This is a genomic window from Oliverpabstia intestinalis (assembly GCF_009696065.1).
GTDB lineage: Bacteria > Bacillota > Clostridia > Lachnospirales > Lachnospiraceae > Oliverpabstia > Oliverpabstia intestinalis.
On record NZ_VUMS01000003.1, the window covers coordinates 26,972 to 42,675 of the forward strand.

At 44.9% G+C, this 15,704-nt stretch carries 13 protein-coding genes; 9 read left to right on the forward strand and 4 right to left on the reverse strand.

Annotation, left to right across the window (positions count from 1 at the left end; translation table 11 throughout):
- Positions 1–458 precede the first annotated feature (458 nt).
- The 9 genes from ychF (at position 459) to FYJ57_RS01990 (ending at position 11,343) form a co-directional block, all read left to right on the forward strand.
- The gene (gene ychF / locus FYJ57_RS01950) at positions 459–1,556 is read left to right on the forward strand and encodes a redox-regulated ATPase YchF (RefSeq protein WP_022171088.1); all 1,098 of its coding nucleotides are present in this window, start codon (positions 459–461) and stop codon (positions 1,554–1,556) included.
- Between the two features lie 311 nt (positions 1,557–1,867).
- Positions 1,868–2,299 carry a division/cell wall cluster transcriptional repressor MraZ gene (mraZ, locus tag FYJ57_RS01955; protein WP_022171089.1) on the forward strand — a complete coding sequence of 144 codons (432 nt, stop codon included), beginning with the start codon at positions 1,868–1,870 and terminating at the stop codon, positions 2,297–2,299.
- 30 nt (positions 2,300–2,329) lie between these two features.
- On the forward strand, positions 2,330–3,280 hold the full coding sequence (gene rsmH / locus FYJ57_RS01960; RefSeq protein ID WP_106491579.1) for a 16S rRNA (cytosine(1402)-N(4))-methyltransferase RsmH: 951 nt from the start codon (positions 2,330–2,332) through the stop codon (positions 3,278–3,280).
- A gap of 13 nt (positions 3,281–3,293) precedes the next feature.
- Positions 3,294–3,785 carry a hypothetical protein gene (locus FYJ57_RS01965; protein WP_022171091.1) on the forward strand — a complete coding sequence of 164 codons (492 nt, stop codon included), beginning with the start codon at positions 3,294–3,296 and terminating at the stop codon, positions 3,783–3,785.
- Between the two features lie 78 nt (positions 3,786–3,863).
- The gene (locus FYJ57_RS01970) at positions 3,864–5,900 is read left to right on the forward strand and encodes a peptidoglycan D,D-transpeptidase FtsI family protein (protein ID WP_235904340.1); all 2,037 of its coding nucleotides are present in this window, start codon (positions 3,864–3,866) and stop codon (positions 5,898–5,900) included.
- A gap of 72 nt (positions 5,901–5,972) precedes the next feature.
- Positions 5,973–7,724 (forward strand): peptidoglycan D,D-transpeptidase FtsI family protein, encoded by a 1,752-nt coding sequence (locus FYJ57_RS01975; RefSeq protein ID WP_154431341.1) that lies wholly within the window; start codon positions 5,973–5,975, stop codon positions 7,722–7,724.
- A 132-nt stretch (positions 7,725–7,856) separates the two neighbouring features.
- Complete coding sequence (gene mraY / locus FYJ57_RS01980) at positions 7,857–8,813, forward strand: phospho-N-acetylmuramoyl-pentapeptide-transferase (RefSeq protein WP_022171094.1); 957 nt, start codon at positions 7,857–7,859, stop codon at positions 8,811–8,813.
- Between the two features lie 27 nt (positions 8,814–8,840).
- Positions 8,841–10,217, forward strand: coding sequence for a UDP-N-acetylmuramoyl-L-alanine--D-glutamate ligase (gene murD, locus FYJ57_RS01985; RefSeq protein ID WP_118574690.1), 1,377 nt, complete (start codon positions 8,841–8,843; stop codon positions 10,215–10,217).
- Entirely contained in the window at positions 10,210–11,343 is a 1,134-nt protein-coding gene (locus tag FYJ57_RS01990) for an RluA family pseudouridine synthase (RefSeq protein ID WP_205839890.1), read from the forward strand. Before murD ends, FYJ57_RS01990 begins: the two co-directional genes overlap by 8 nt.
- A gap of 537 nt (positions 11,344–11,880) precedes the next feature.
- Here FYJ57_RS01990 and FYJ57_RS01995 read toward each other — a convergent pair.
- The 4 genes from FYJ57_RS01995 to FYJ57_RS02010 are packed head-to-tail and all read right to left on the reverse strand — an operon-like array spanning position 11,881 to position 15,607.
- Complete coding sequence (locus tag FYJ57_RS01995; RefSeq protein WP_154431343.1) at positions 11,881–12,927, reverse strand: ABC transporter substrate-binding protein; 1,047 nt, start codon at positions 12,925–12,927, stop codon at positions 11,881–11,883.
- 16 nt (positions 12,928–12,943) lie between these two features.
- Positions 12,944–13,723 (reverse strand): ABC transporter permease, encoded by a 780-nt coding sequence (locus FYJ57_RS02000; protein ID WP_154431344.1) that lies wholly within the window; start codon positions 13,721–13,723, stop codon positions 12,944–12,946.
- Positions 13,717–14,541, reverse strand: coding sequence for an ABC transporter permease (locus tag FYJ57_RS02005; RefSeq protein WP_154431345.1), 825 nt, complete (start codon positions 14,539–14,541; stop codon positions 13,717–13,719). Before FYJ57_RS02005 ends, FYJ57_RS02000 begins: the two co-directional genes overlap by 7 nt.
- Entirely contained in the window at positions 14,534–15,607 is a 1,074-nt protein-coding gene (locus tag FYJ57_RS02010; RefSeq protein WP_022171100.1) for an ABC transporter ATP-binding protein, read from the reverse strand. The genes FYJ57_RS02005 and FYJ57_RS02010 overlap by 8 nt, the downstream gene beginning before the upstream one ends.
- Positions 15,608–15,704: the final 97 nt, after the last annotated feature.

Below are 15,704 nucleotides of genomic sequence, written 5' to 3' on the forward strand. Positions count from 1 at the left end.
CGGGATTCCAGTCTGAGGTTTCGGAAACTGAATAGATTTTTGGTAGTAACCGGGGACTCCCAGTGTGTATGTTTTGCTTTTCCCCTTGCACTGGGAGGTCACCCGGCTATTATATTTTATTAAGATAGTTTTTTGGGACACAGGGGACGCCGTCAGCCCACCCCATCCTCCACCAGCTGCCCGGGTCTACGCTCGGTTTGAGCCTGTAGTCTCAAACGCGTGCTCAACTAGCGGGCGGTTGGTGGAGGATGGGGTGGGCTGACGGCTGGGTGTTCAAAGGGGGAAGGAGGCTGGTATGGGGAGAGGATTCAAATGGGGAGAAAAGAAAACTTGCCTGTGTGGGGGAAATATGATAGACTTTATGGTGTTGTGTAAATGGCGCTTATTGTGGCACTCGATGCGATTGCGAAGAGCAAAAGGCTATAAAATAAAGGAAATTTAGGAAAGAGGTATATAGTATGAAGTTAGGTATCGTTGGGCTTCCGAATGTGGGAAAGAGTACCTTGTTTAACTCACTGACAAAGGCAGGGGCTGAGTCTGCCAATTATCCGTTCTGTACGATTGATCCGAATGTGGGTATTGTGGCAGTGCCGGATGAGAGACTGAAATTGTTAGGAGATTTTTATCATTCCAAGAAGGTGACTCCGGCGGTGATTGAGTTTGTGGATATTGCGGGTCTTGTAAAAGGTGCTTCCAAGGGAGAAGGCCTGGGCAATCAGTTCCTTGCGAATATCCGAGAGGTGGATGCGATCGTTCATGTGGTTCGATGTTTTGAAGATTCCAATGTTATCCATGTAGATGGAAAGATTGATCCGGTACGTGATATTGAGACGATCAACCTGGAGCTGATCTTCTCGGATCTGGAGATTCTGGAGAGAAGAATTGCCAAGACAACCAAGGCAGCCAGAATGGATAAGACAGCAGCGAAAGAGCTGGAACTGCAGCAGAGAATCAAAGCACATCTGGAAGACGGAAAACCGGCGATTACCCTGGAAACAGAAAACGAAGATGAAGAGGCATGGCTGCAGGAGTATAATCTGCTGACAGCAAAACCGGTTATCTTTGCAGCAAATGTTTCGGAGGATGATCTGGCAGATGATGGTGCTTCAAACCCGCATGTACAGGCTGTCCGGGAACTGGCAAAAGAGCAGAACAGTGGTGTGTTTGTTATCTGTGCGGAGATCGAACAGGAGATCGCCGAGCTGGAAGATGATGAGAAAAAAATGTTCCTGGATGATCTGGGAATTCAGGAATCCGGTCTGGAGAAACTGATAAAAGCAAGTTATGAACTGCTGGGACTGATGAGTTATCTGACTGCCGGTGAGGATGAGACACGTGCATGGACGATTAAAGTGGGAACAAAGGCACCGCAGGCAGCCGGAAAGATCCATACCGATTTTGAGAGAGGATTTATCAAGGCAGAAGTTGTCAACTATAAAGACCTTCTGGAGTCCGGTTCTTATGCCGGAGCAAGAGAAAAAGGTCTGGTCCGCATGGAAGGAAAAGAGTATGTGGTAAAAGACGGAGATGTAATTTTATTCCGTTTCAATGTATAAGCGAATAAACAGAAAAAAATATAGGCAACTGTTCGACAGGCAGTATCCCGCGATGGTACCGGGCAGTTACAAATGCAGAAAAATGAGGAAAAGATAAGCTTTTCCTCATTTTTTTTCCAAAATTTCCCCTTGTATTCTTACTGCATTTGGTTTAAAATAAAGAGCATAAGTGGTAGAAAGTGGAGAAAAGTGGTGCGAAAGGGAGAGTGTGTGGCAGCCGATTCCAGAAAGCACCTGAAATAAAAGGTTGGGGAGAACCGTTTATTTCATGATTCCGGGGAATTCCCCGGCACTCAAAGAGGGTAGATTCTATGTTCATGGGAGAATACAGTCATACAATTGACACAAAAGGAAGATTGATTATTCCGTCTAAGTTTCGCGAAGAACTGGGAGATGAATTCGTGTTAACAAAGGGTTTAGACGGCTGCCTTTCTATTTATCCTATGGAACAGTGGAAGATCTTTGAGAAGAAACTGGAAGCTTTACCGCTTACAAACAAAAATGCGAGAAAATTTTCACGATTCTTTGTGGCAGGTGCGACAACATGTGAACTGGATCGACAGGGGAGAATTCTGGTACCGGCAACGTTACGGGAATTTGCAGGTCTGGAGAAAGATGTGGTACTCACCGGTAATCTGAACCGGATCGAAGTCTGGAGCAAGGCGAAGTGGAGTGAAAATAATGACTATGATGATATGGATGCGATTGCAGAAGATATGCAGGAGATGGGAATTATCATCTAGATCCGGTGAAAAAAGGAGTAAGAGTGTTAGATGGAGTTTAAACACAAATCGGTATTACTGAAAGAGACCATAGACAATCTGAATGTGAAGCCGGACGGCATCTATGTTGACGGAACTTTGGGAGGGGCAGGACATGCCTCGGAAGTATGCAAATTATTATCTGCCACGGGGAGATTAATAGGAATAGACCAGGACGATGCGGCAATACAGGCGGCAAGTGAACGACTGCGGGACTATCAGGATCGCACGATGATCATTCGCAGTAATTATTGCCACATGGTCCCGGAATTAAAAAAAAGGGGAATCAACTCTGTTGATGGTATTGTGCTGGATTTGGGAGTATCTTCCTATCAGCTGGATCATGCAGAACGCGGTTTTACGTACCGGGAGGATGTGCCTCTGGATATGCGTATGGATCAGCGGCAGACCAAAACTGCGGAAGATATCGTAAATACTTATAGCGAGAGTGAACTGTACAGGATTATTCGTGACTATGGAGAGGACAAGTTTGCAAAAAATATTGCAAAACATATCTGTCTGGCAAGACAGGAGACACCGATTCATACCACAGGAGAATTAACGGAGATTATAAAAAGAGCCATTCCGATGAAAGTCCGGGCAACGGGAGGACATCCCTCCAAGAGAACATTTCAGGCGCTCAGGATTGAACTGAATCATGAGCTTGACGTTCTGCGTGATTCGCTGGATGGAATGATTGACTTTTTAAATGACGGAGGAAGGATCTGCATTATTACCTTCCATTCTCTGGAAGACCGTATCGTAAAGACGATTTTCCGAAGAAATGAAAATCCATGTACCTGTCCGCCGAACTTTCCTGTGTGTGTATGCGGAAAAGTATCCAAGGGCAGAGTGATAACAAGAAAACCGATTCTTCCGTCTGAGGAAGAACTGGAGTGGAACAGTCGCTCACAGAGTGCAAAATTGCGGGTATTTGAACGTCAGATATCCGAAGCTAAGTAAGGAGACAGCAACAATGGCCAGAAAGCAAAACAGAAGGGTAAATTCCAGATCGGAACGAACAGTGGAACAGTATGTGATAGATGGTAATACTGTCCGCAAGATTCAGGCCATACCACAGGAAGAACCGGAAGTGAGACCGGTTCGTCGGACAACTTCCAGAAATCGGGCAAGAACCAGAGCGATGAGCCGCGGTTATGTAATGTTTCTGGCAGTGGTATCAGCGGCAGCTCTGTTTATGTGTGTCCGTTATCTGCAGATGAAGTCTGCGATCACGACACAGACAAAGGAGATTGCCACTGCAGAGTCAGAACTGAGTCAGCTGAAAGCAGACAATGATGCATTATACAACAGTGTCATTTCATCAGTGGATCTGGAAAAGATAAAAGATAAGGCGATGAACGAACTGGGGATGACTTATCCGCAGGAAGATCAGATTTATCAGTTTGATACTGCAGGAAACAGTTATGTACGTCAGTATAAAGATGTACCTGATACGACAAAATAAGGTGGTTGCGTGCAAAGAAAGAGAAGAAAGAAAAGGGGGAATCCCCTTTTAACAAGAAAGATAAATAGTAAGATGCGTATGAAGCTGGTATGGCTGTTTGGAATGGTCGTACTGGCTTTCGTAGGTTTAGGTATACGAATCACAGTGATCAATGCCAGCCAGGGAAATCAGTACAGCAAACAGGTATTAAGTCAGTCGCAGCAAAAGTACGACAGCCGTGTGATTCCGTTCAAACGTGGAGATATCACAGACAGAAACGGGGTAGTACTGGCGACCAGTGAGAAAGTATATAAAGTTATTCTGGACTGCAAAGTAGTCAACACAAAAGAAGAATATGTAGAACCAACCATAAAAGCGCTGGTTGATGTGATGGGGCTGGATGAAGAAACTGTTCGAAAGAAACTGGAAGATGAGACTACAAAAGACAGTCAGTATCAGATTTTGCAAAGCAATGTTTCTATCAATCAGAAGAAAGCGTTTGAAGATTATACCGATGTATCCGGTGAAGAAGCAAAAGAAAAACTGACAAAAGAAGAAATTGCAGAGCGTTCGAACATCAAAGGGGTATGGTTTGAAGAAGATTACCGGAGAGTATATCCTCTGAATTCCACAGCCAGTCATCTGGTTGGATTTACGTATACGGGAAACAGCGCGGACTGGGGAATCGAAGGCTATTATTCCAGTACTCTGAACGGAGTTAACGGAAGACAGTTCGGATATTACAACTCAGATGCTGATGTAGAACAGAATATTATCGATCCGATTAACGGCAACAGTGTGGAATCAACTATTGATCTTAATATTCAGCAGGTAGTAGAAAAATATATTAGCAATTTTATGGATGGTATGGCAAATGGTCCGAGAGGGGCCGAAGGAGCGGCAAATGTAGGTGTCATTGTTGCGAATCCGAAAAATGGTGAGATTCTTGCCATGGCGACGGATAATCCGTATGATCTGAACGATCCAAGAGATCTTACTTCCTATTATTCGCAGGATGAGATCAATGGGATGGATAATGATACGATGCTGGAGAATCTTTACGGTATCTGGAAAAATTATTGTATCAGCGATGCTTTTGAACCGGGCTCAACGGTAAAACCGCTGACCATTGGTGCAGCATTGGATGCGGATGTGGTGCAGCCATCGGATACGTTTGTCTGCGACGGTTACCAGATGTTTGGCGGGACCAGAATCAGATGCGCTATCTATCCGGGAGCACATGGAACGGAAACCCTGTCAGATCTGATCAAGCATTCCTGTAACGATGGTTTGATGCAAATCGGCGCTCTTCTGGGATCGGAGGAATTCCTGAAGTACCAGAAAATATTTAATTTCGGTGCTACTACGGGTATTGATCTTCCGGGAGAAGCAACAGGTATACTTCACACCGAAGAAAGTCTTTCATCGGGAAGTACCGAACTTGCCAGTGCTTCCTTCGGACAGGGATATACCTGTACGATGATTCAGGAGATTGCGGCAATCTGTTCTGTGATCAATGGTGGATATTATTATCAGCCACATGTGGTCAGTAAAATATTGAACGAGGACGGTGATGTGATCAAAGATGTGCAGCCTGTAGTAACAAAACAGACTGTATCCAGTGATGTATCAGCACTGATCCGCCAGTATATGGGGACTGTTATGGAGTCTGATGGTACCGGAGCAGCAGCGAAGGTAGACGGTTACAGTATGGGCGGGAAAACAGGAACTGCACAGAAATATCCCCGTGAGGAAAAAAAATATCTGGTATCATTTATCGGTTTCGCACCGCTGGATGATCCGCAGGTGGTTGTGTATGTGGTTGTTGACGAACCAAATACAGAATATCAGGCAGATAGCCTGTATGCACAGTATATTTATAAAGGTGTTATGACAGAGATTCTTCCGTATCTGAACATTTTCCAGGATGAAGAGGTAACGGATAAAGCAAATGCAAAGATGACTTATCTGGAAAATTTGATCAATCAGAAGGCAGAGTCCAACAGACAGTCTGACAGCACCGATGATACAACAACGGCTGCACCGCCGGAGGATGACAGTGAAACCAAGCTTGACAATAAGCAGGAGAGTGAAGGTATCACTGATGAAGAAGCGGCCATACAAAGTGGAAATTAAGTAAAAACAGGAATACGAATAACCTCGCAGAAGTGACCATACATTAAATGGAAAGCTTCTGCGGGGTTTTTTATGGAGAAAAATAAAACATTTCATAAGAAAAAAACGCTGGTGGTTTTTCTGGGATGTATGTTTATGCTGACAGCTTTGATAGGGCGATTGGTCAATCTGATGGTAGTACAGTCGGAATATTATGCGAAAAAAGCCGATGATCTGCACGAAAGAGAGCGTAAGATCAAGGCCGCGAGAGGGCGAATTCTCGATGCGAACGGAGTTGTACTGGCAGATAATAAAACAGTTTGTACGATATCCGTGATTCACAGCCAGATCAAAGAACCGGAAAAGGTAATTGCGATGCTGACAAAAGAGCTGGGAATCGATGAGGCGGAAGCACGAAAACGGGTGAATAAAATATCCTCGATCGAAAGAGTAAAAACAAATGTGGAAAAAGAAGTGGGGGATAAGATCCGGGAATATCAGCTTGCCGGCGTAAAAGTGGACGAGGATTTTCGAAGATTTTATCCGTATGGCGGGCTTGCTTCCCGGGTACTTGGATTTACCGGAGGAGATAATCAGGGAATCATCGGACTGGAAGTAAAATACGAAGAAGTGTTAAAAGGAATCAACGGGACAATTCTCACAACAACGGATGCCAGAGGAATCGAGCAAAATGGAATCGGGGAAAAACGAAAGGAACCGGTAGCGGGATTCGATCTCTGTATCAGTCTGGATTATAATATGCAGATGTATGCCCAGCAGGAGGCTGAACGTGTGATGGAACAAAAAGAAGCGGAGAAAGTATCGGTTCTTCTGCTTAATCCTCAAAACGGCGAAATCTATGCCTGTGTAAATGTACCGGAATTTGATCTGAATGATCCGTACACACTGCCGGAGTCTGTGACTGCATCAGACCGGAAGGAACGGACGGATGCGCTAAATCGGATGTGGCGAAATACCTGTATCAATGACACGTATGAACCAGGGTCTACATTTAAAATTATCACGGCATCAGCCGGGCTTGAAGCCGGTGTGGTAACGTTGCAGGATCAGTTTTCCTGTCCTGGCTTTCGGGTGGTGGAAGATCGGCGGATTCACTGTGCAAGAAGAACCGGACATGGAGCACAGACCTTTGTACAGGGAATTGAAAATTCCTGTAATCCGGTTTTTATTGATGTGGCATTACGGCTGGGTGTGGAAAAATATTACGATTATTTTCAAAAATTCGGTTTATTGGAAAAAACAGGTATTGATCTGCCGGGGGAAGCGGGAACCATTATGCATAAAAAAGAAAATATCGGACAGGTGGAACTGGCAACTATCGCATTCGGTCAGTCATTCCAGATTACTCCTCTGCAGCTGGCAACGACAGCCGCCTCTCTGATCAACGGTGGGGAGAGGATCACACCCCATTTCGGAGTAAAGGTGCAAAACCGGGATGGAAAGGTCATAAAAACGTATTCATATGAGAAAAAAAAGAAAATTCTTTCGGGTCAGACATCGGAGAAAATGCGCTATGCCCTGGAAATGGTAGTGAAAGAGGGTGGAGGAAAAAACGGGCAGGTGGAAGGATATCGGATCGGCGGGAAAACAGCTACTTCTCAGACATTGCCCAGAAGTGCCAACCGGTATATTTCCTCTTTTCTCGGTTTTGCTCCGGCCGATGATCCGGTGATCCTCGGGGTCTGTATCATCTATAATCCGCAGGGAATCTATTATGGCGGAACAATAGCAGCCCCGGTGATGAAAACGATTTTTGAGAATGTGCTGCCGTATCTGGGAATAGATAAAACAGTAGTCGTGATAGAGGAGAGCAAAACAGAATGACAGAATCACGGAATTTTCGGAAGCATTTGTGTGAAGCGTGTGGAATAACGGTTGATGAATAGAGGGAAAAGTATTATACTTAGAACGTAAAAAAACTGAACAGAAAAATGTTCATAATGTACGAGGTGAAGTATGGATTTTAAAATTGTGATACCGGTGATTATTTCTTTTGTGATCAGTGTGATTCTGGCACCAGTGATTATTCCGTTTCTGAGGAGACTGAAAGCATCCCAGACGGAACGTACCGACGGTGTGAAGTCCCATCTTTCCAAGGCGGGAACTCCGACCATGGGTGGTCTGATCTTTCTGATTGCAGTAACAGTGACATCTTTGCTTTATATAAAAGATTATCCGAAGATCATTCCGATCTTATTTCTTACGCTGGGATTTGGTCTGATCGGATTTCTGGATGATTATCTGAAGGTTGTGCTGAAACGCTCCGATGGACTGCTTCCGGCACAGAAGATGGCAGGCCAGATCGTGGTAACTGCAATTTTTGCTTTTTATCTGATTCGCTTTACTGACGTTAAACTGACACTGTTGGTACCTTTCAGTCATGGATATTACTGGAATATCGGCTGGGTGGCAGTACCGCTTTTATTTGTAGCGGTGATCGGTACGGTAAACGGTGTCAATTTTACAGATGGTCTGGATGGTCTGGCATCCAGCGTAACCGTAATGGTGGCAACATTCTTTACGGTAGTGGCAGTGGGAACACAAAGCGGTATTGAACCGATTACCTGTGCGGTTGTCGGCGCACTGATGGGATTTTTGCTGTTCAATGTATTTCCGGCGAAAGTATTTATGGGAGATACCGGCTCACTGGCACTGGGAGGATTTGTTGCAGGTACTGCTTACATGTTGCAGATGCCGCTGTTTCTGATTCTGGTAGGCCTTATTTATCTGATTGAGGTGGCATCTGTTATTATACAGGTTACGTATTTTAAAAAGACCGGAGGAAAGAGATTCTTTAAGATGGCACCGATCCACCATCATTTTGAATTGTGTGGATGGTCTGAGACAAGAGTTGTGGCAGTTTTCTCCATTATCACAGCAATCCTGTGTATGATCGGTCTGCTGGCACTCTAAGCACATTGAAAGAACGGGGAGAGAACCATGAAGTTAGAAGGAAAACGTGTATTAGTATTTGGCGCCGGTATCAGCGGTATCGGTGCAGCGGATCTGCTCTGTAAAGTGGGAGCTTGTCCGGTGATTTATGATGGAAACGACAAACAGGATCCGGAGGCGATCAAAGCCAGACTGGAACAGCCGGAGAATGTAGATATTATTCTCGGAGAACTGTCTGAAGAGGCGAGAAAAACACTGGATCTGGTAGTGATGAGTCCTGGAGTTCCGACGGATCTTCCGATTGTGAAGACACTTCGCACACAGGGACTTCCGATCTGGGGTGAGGTAGAACTTGCTTATCAGATGGGTAAAGGAAAAGTCCTGGCGATCACAGGAACCAACGGAAAGACAACGACAACTGCCATGCTTGGAAAAATCATGAGTGATTATCTGGACAGTGTCTATGTGGTTGGAAATATTGGAACACCGTATACTTCTGTAGCTCTGGACACAAAAGAAGAGACTGTGACAGTGGCGGAAATCAGCAGCTTCCAGTTAGAGACCATCCAGGACTTCCAGCCTGCTGTCAGTGCAATTTTGAATATCACAGAGGATCATCTGAACCGTCATCATACGATGGAAGAATATATCCGTGTGAAAGAACTGATTACCGGCAACCAGACCAAAGATCAGGTCTGTGTACTGAATTATGAAGATGAGGTGCTGAGAACTTTCGGGGAAAGCGGACAGGTGAAAGCAAAGGTTGTCTATTTTTCCAGCCTCAGAGAACTTCCACAGGGTATTTTCCTGAGAGGAAAAGAGATTGTTTTAAGAGCCGGAGAAAAAGAATTCGTGATCACGACCACAGACCGCCTGAAGATCCTTGGCCGACATAACCACGAAAATACAATGGCGGCAGCAGCCATGGCATATTATGCAGGTGTTCCGGTGGAAAATATCAAAAAAAGTGTGGAAAACTTTGTGGCAGTAGAGCACCGGATCGAATATGTGACAGAGAAAAACGGAGTGGTATATTATAACGATTCCAAAGGAACCAACCCGGATGCGGCTATCAAAGGAATCCAGGCCATGGACCGTCCGACACTGCTGATCGGTGGAGGATATGACAAACAGTCTTCTTACGACGAGTGGATCGAAGCTTTTGACGGAAAAGTTCGTTTCCTGGTGCTGATTGGTCAAACGAGAGAAAAGATCGAAGAGACCGCCCACAAGTGTGGATTTATGAATACGATTCTGGCTGATAATCTGGAAGAAGCCGTAAAGATTTGTGCCGAAAAAGCAAACAAAGGCGATGCGGTTCTCTTATCACCGGCATGTGCAAGCTGGGGACAGTTCGACAACTACGAACAGCGTGGTCGGATGTTCAAAGAATATGTATACGCCCTGCCGGAGGCAGATGCGTAACGAGAGCCGGAGGGTATGGAGCCTTCAGGTAGAAGAAGGAGGAATCGTACAGGAAGTATTGAGAAAACAGGCAGGTTTCACAAAAAAAGAAATCAGCCGTGCAAAATTCCATCCTGACGGAATCCGGAAAAATGGTACCCGGTGCAGAGTCACAGAAAAAACTCTGCCCGGTGATATCATAGAGATCCTGTTGGAGACGGAAACACAGACTTCCGCTCATCTGGCAGTCAATACAGAGGTCCTGGATATTCTTTACGAAGACCAGGACCTTTTAGCTGTCAACAAACCGGCAGGTGTGGTCACTCACCCTCAGGGCGGCCACTATGAAGACACCCTGGCAAACCAGGTAAGTGCCTACTATGCTTTTCGGCAGGAGTCCCACACCGTCCGCCCCATCGGCCGCCTGGATAAAGACACATCTGGCATCGTTCTCTTCGCCAAAAACCAGACCGCAGCCGCCAGACTGCAAAAACAGAGAGAGCGGGGAGAATTACAGAAAACCTATCTTGCCGTGACAGAGATTTCTGTAAAATGGAACGATGATACCAAAAAACAGGAGCAGGGAGAAATTCCTGTACGCAGGGAACCATTCCGTGAACACAAAAACCAGACGGGTAATCTGAAAAACATCGAAAGAACTCCGGAACACACAGGTCAGGCAGAAGAAAAACATAAGAAAGATGTCGAAGAAAAAAACAAAGTGGAAAAATTCCCCGGATGGAGTGAAATCATCCGGCGGATGGAAGAATACGAGACAACGGCAGATCAGGACGGATGGACTCGAATCGACACTCCAATGGCTCCTGATCCTGAAAACCGTCTGCGCATGATTCCTACTCCTCTCGGCAAACCCGCCAGAACCCTCTATAAATCCCTCTGGATCGGCAAAGACAACCAATGCTTCGCCCTCCACCTGGAAACCGGCAGAACCCACCAAATCCGCCTCCACATGGCAACCTTGAAGTACCCTCTACTCGGCGATCCCCTCTACGGCGGAGATCAGACCCAACTCCACCGGGCAGCTCTTCACGCCTACGGAGTCACCCTGTATCAACCCTACACCGGCGAAAAACTCCACCTGACAGCTCCCATCCCGAAAGACATCCGAAACCTGGATCTGGGGTAAAAATACATTTTTCGTAACTGTTCAGTACCTTCACAGTTACGAGCCAAAATGCATAAAAAATCACCTTCGGTGATGGCATTTTGGCTTGTATGTCTCGGGATTTTGACATATTCATGTCAAAACACCTCGCGGGACAGTGGCTACTGAATAGTTACTATTTTTCTTAGATAAACTTATACAAATATCTAAGACAGTAAATACAAAACCGATAATTTGAAAAGATTAAAATAATTTAAATCATCAAATTATAATCAAAGAAACAGTAAAAAATCAAATCCAGATTCCACATTAGGCGCGGAATCTGGATTTCCCCTTCCAAACAACAGCAAAAAACACCGGACTCCAGGGGCAGGCAGCACTTTGTGGGCGTTTAGGGCAAGCTTTGAAATCCGACACTTACGGAGACTTTCGCTTGGGTCAGCTGACCCAAGTGAATATAGTCGCAGTTAGTGGCTAGTTCAAAGTTGCACTGCCCACGCTGCCTGCCCCTGGAGTCCGGTGCTTTTTGCGTCCGGCGTAAGGGAAAAATCAAACTTTTTAGTCCAGTTTAATCTCCTTCCACAACTTACTGTAATAATCCTGCGTCCCCCGGTCCAATGACCTGAAAATCTCACAATTATCCAGCACATCACTGGGAGGAAACAGTGCCGGATCCTCCGTATACTTTGCAGGCAGAATCTCAGCCAGCTTTTTATTCGGCGTTCCATAATGATTATACTCAAAACTGATCTTTGAAATATCCACCCGAAGCAGATAATTCAGGAACTTTTCCGCATTTTCCGTATTCTTACAGTCCTTTGTGACTGCCCAGGAATCTACCCAGACGTTGGATCCTTCTTTCGGAACCACATAAGCCAGATCGTCATTATACTCTGTCGCATAAGGAGCTTCTCCGGAATACACCAGTGCGATAGCAGCATTTTCAGCGATCATTTCGTCACGTGCGGAATCCAGCAGATACGCCTGTACCATCGGTCGCTGTTCAATTAAAATCTTTTCCGCCTCATCCAGTTCATCCGTATTATCCGTATTAATGGAATACCCAAGCATCTTCAGCGCAGGAACGAAGGAATCCCGGACACTGTTTTCCATGATGATCTGGCCACTGTATTTTGAATTAAAAAGAATATCCCAGGAATCCACCTTTTCATCCACCAGACGTGTGTTATAAAGAATGCCCAGTGTACCCCAGTAATGAGGAATCGTATATTTGTTTTCAGGGTCAAATGTCTTCGAAAATTCCCAGAGATGTTCGTCTACATTGGCAGCATTCGGAATATTGTCAAAGTTGATCGGAAGAAGTTCATCTTCTGTACGAAGCTTTTCCAGAATATAATCGGAAGAACAGATTACATCATAGTCCACAATATCTGCCTTATATTTCATATACATTTCTTCCGGGGACTGATATTCTTCATACAGGATCTTGATGCCGGTTTCTTTCTCAAAAGAATCGATGATGGAAGGATCCAGATAATCTCCGTAGTTAAAAACAACCAAAGAATTATTTTTGTTATAGCCACACCCGCCAAGAAGAAAAAGGGATCCGGAAAGTACCGATACTATCAGTAATTTATGTTTCATATTCATGAGTCTCTTTTTACACCTCCATACTGTTTTTTCTTCCGGATAAGAAGTTAAAGAGCAGCAGCAGAACAAGAATCAGCAGAAACAGGAGCGTGGAAAGTGCATACATTTCCGGCTGGATTCCACGTTTCACTTCAGAATATACCATCGTAGAGATGGTGTTGATCCCAGGCCCTCTGGTAAAATAGGTGATCACAAAATCATCCATCGACATTGTGGCTGCCATCAGAAAACCGGACATGATGCCCGGCATCAGTTCCGGCCAGCAGACTTTGAAAAAGGCATACAGTGGGGTGGCTCCAAGATCAAGTGCAGCCTCATATGCATTTTTATTGAGAGTCCGAAGACGGGGCAGGACATTTAAAATCACATACGGAACACCGAATGTCACATGCCCGATAAATACTGTGGTAATTCCCAATTTGATAAAACGGATAAATAACAGTGTCAGAGACAATGCAGTAACGATCTCGGCATTTAACATCGGGATATTGGTAGCTCCCAGCATGATAGAGTAATTTCGCTTTTTCATTGCGCTGATGCCGATGGCACCAACCACACCGATAATGGTGGCTGCCAGTGCAGAGCCGAAAGCCAGTGTCAGGGTGGTGGTGAAGGCATCCGTGATCCGACTGTTATCAAAAAGGTTTGCATACCATTGAAAAGTAAATCCACTCCAGGTAACTCTGGCCTTGGATTTGTTAAAAGACAGTACAACCAGAACGATAATCGGCAGATACAACAACAGAAAGATGAATGCCATATACAGTCGTTTGACCCATGTTTTTACCATTTGTTAGTTCCTCCTTCTGATTTATCAAAGACGGACATCAGCCCCATACTTATCAGAGTAAATACCAGCAGTACAAAGGAAAGCCCGCTGCCCAGATTCCAGTTAAAATTGTAGGTAAATTCCTGTTCAATGATATTTCCGATCAGTAAGGTATTGGATCCACCCAGAATGTTTGAAATAACAAAGGAAGTCATGGACGGAACAAATACCATCGTGATCCCGCTGATGACTCCGGGAAGAGACAGCGGGAAAATGATTTTTCGCAGAATGGTAAAATAGCCGGCTCCCAGATCCTTTCCGGCTTCCACAACATCGTCTCCGATGGAAGAAAGAGAATTATAAATCGGAAGGATCATAAATGGCAGAAAATCATAAACCATACCAATTAAAACTGCCTGGAAGGTATAAATAATATGCACCTTCGGAAGATGCAGGAAGCCAAGCAGAGTATTTAATACGCCGTTAGTAGAGAGAATCAGCTGCCATGCCATGGTTCGAAGCAGAAAGTTCATCCACATCGGAAGAATAAAAAGAAAAATGATGAAATTACTTTTCTTCAGATTCAAACTGCATAGCACCAGTCCCAGCGGGTAAGCAAGGATAAAACAGATCAAAGTCGTAAGAAACGCCATTTTAAGAGAAGTCCACAGAGACTTCAGATGTACAGGTTCTGTAATGGCGAGAACATTTGCCAGAGTAAAACCACCGTCTGCGCCGGTAAAGGCGTAATAGAGAACCAGTCCCAGCGGGATCAGGGTAAATCCGATGATCCACAGAATATAGGGAAAAGCAAACCAGGTTTTTTTAGGGCTATTCATTAATATCCACCGCCTTTTCATCCTCAGATTCCGGTTTATGCATGATCTGAATATTGAACGGCTTGACAAAAATCCCCACTTCACTGTCTGCCGGATACATATCCGTGCTGTGTACCAGCCATTCAAAATTATTGGCCAGAACAGTCATCTCATAATGTACGCCTTTGAAGATGACGGAAGTCACACGGCCTTTGATAATACCGACTTCCGGTTTCACCAGTTCTACATCTTCCGGACGGATGACTACGTCTACCGGGTTATTAGTTCCGAAGCCCTCATCTACACATAAGAATTTGGCACCGAGAATTTCCACCAGACGATCCTGGATCATGGTACCGCCTAAAAGGTTACTGTCACCGATAAAATCGGCAACGAAAGCGTTTTGTGGCTCGTTGTAGATATCTTCCGGCGTACCGATCTGCTGGATATAACCGCCGTTCATAACCACAATAGTATCGGACATGGTGAGAGCTTCTTCCTGATCGTGGGTAACGTAGACAAATGTGATTCCCAGCTCATTTTTCAGACGGATCAGTTCGTACTGCATGTCCTGGCGCATCTTGAGATCCAGAGCACCCAGGGGCTCGTCGAGAAGAAGCACTTTCGGTTCATTGACAATGGCACGGGCAATGGCGATTCTCTGTTGCTGACCACCGCTCAAAGCATCGATTTTACGCTTTTCATAGCCATCCAGATTCACCAGTTTCAGTGCATATTTGATCTTGTCATCAATATAGGCTTTGCTTTTCTTTTTTATCCTGAGACCGAAGGCAATGTTTTCTGCCACATTCATATTCGGGAAGAGGGCGTATTTCTGAAATACGGTATTCAACTGGCGTTTATTCGGAGCCAGCTGTGTGATGTTTTTTCCGTCAAAGATAACACTTCCCTCATCCGGAAATAAAAAACCGCCGATGATTCGAAGCGTTGTAGTTTTACCACAGCCGGACGGACCGAGAAGGGTGAGAAATTCGTTCTCGCGGATATAGAGATTCAGATCGTCGAGAATCTTTTCACCGTCAAAGATTTTGGTAATATGCTGTAAATCTATTAATCGATTGCTCATAGTGTCTCCTTTTGTAACTATTCAGTAGCCACTGTCCCGCGAGGTGTTTTGACATGAATATGTCAAAATCCCGAGACATACAAGCCAAAATGCCATC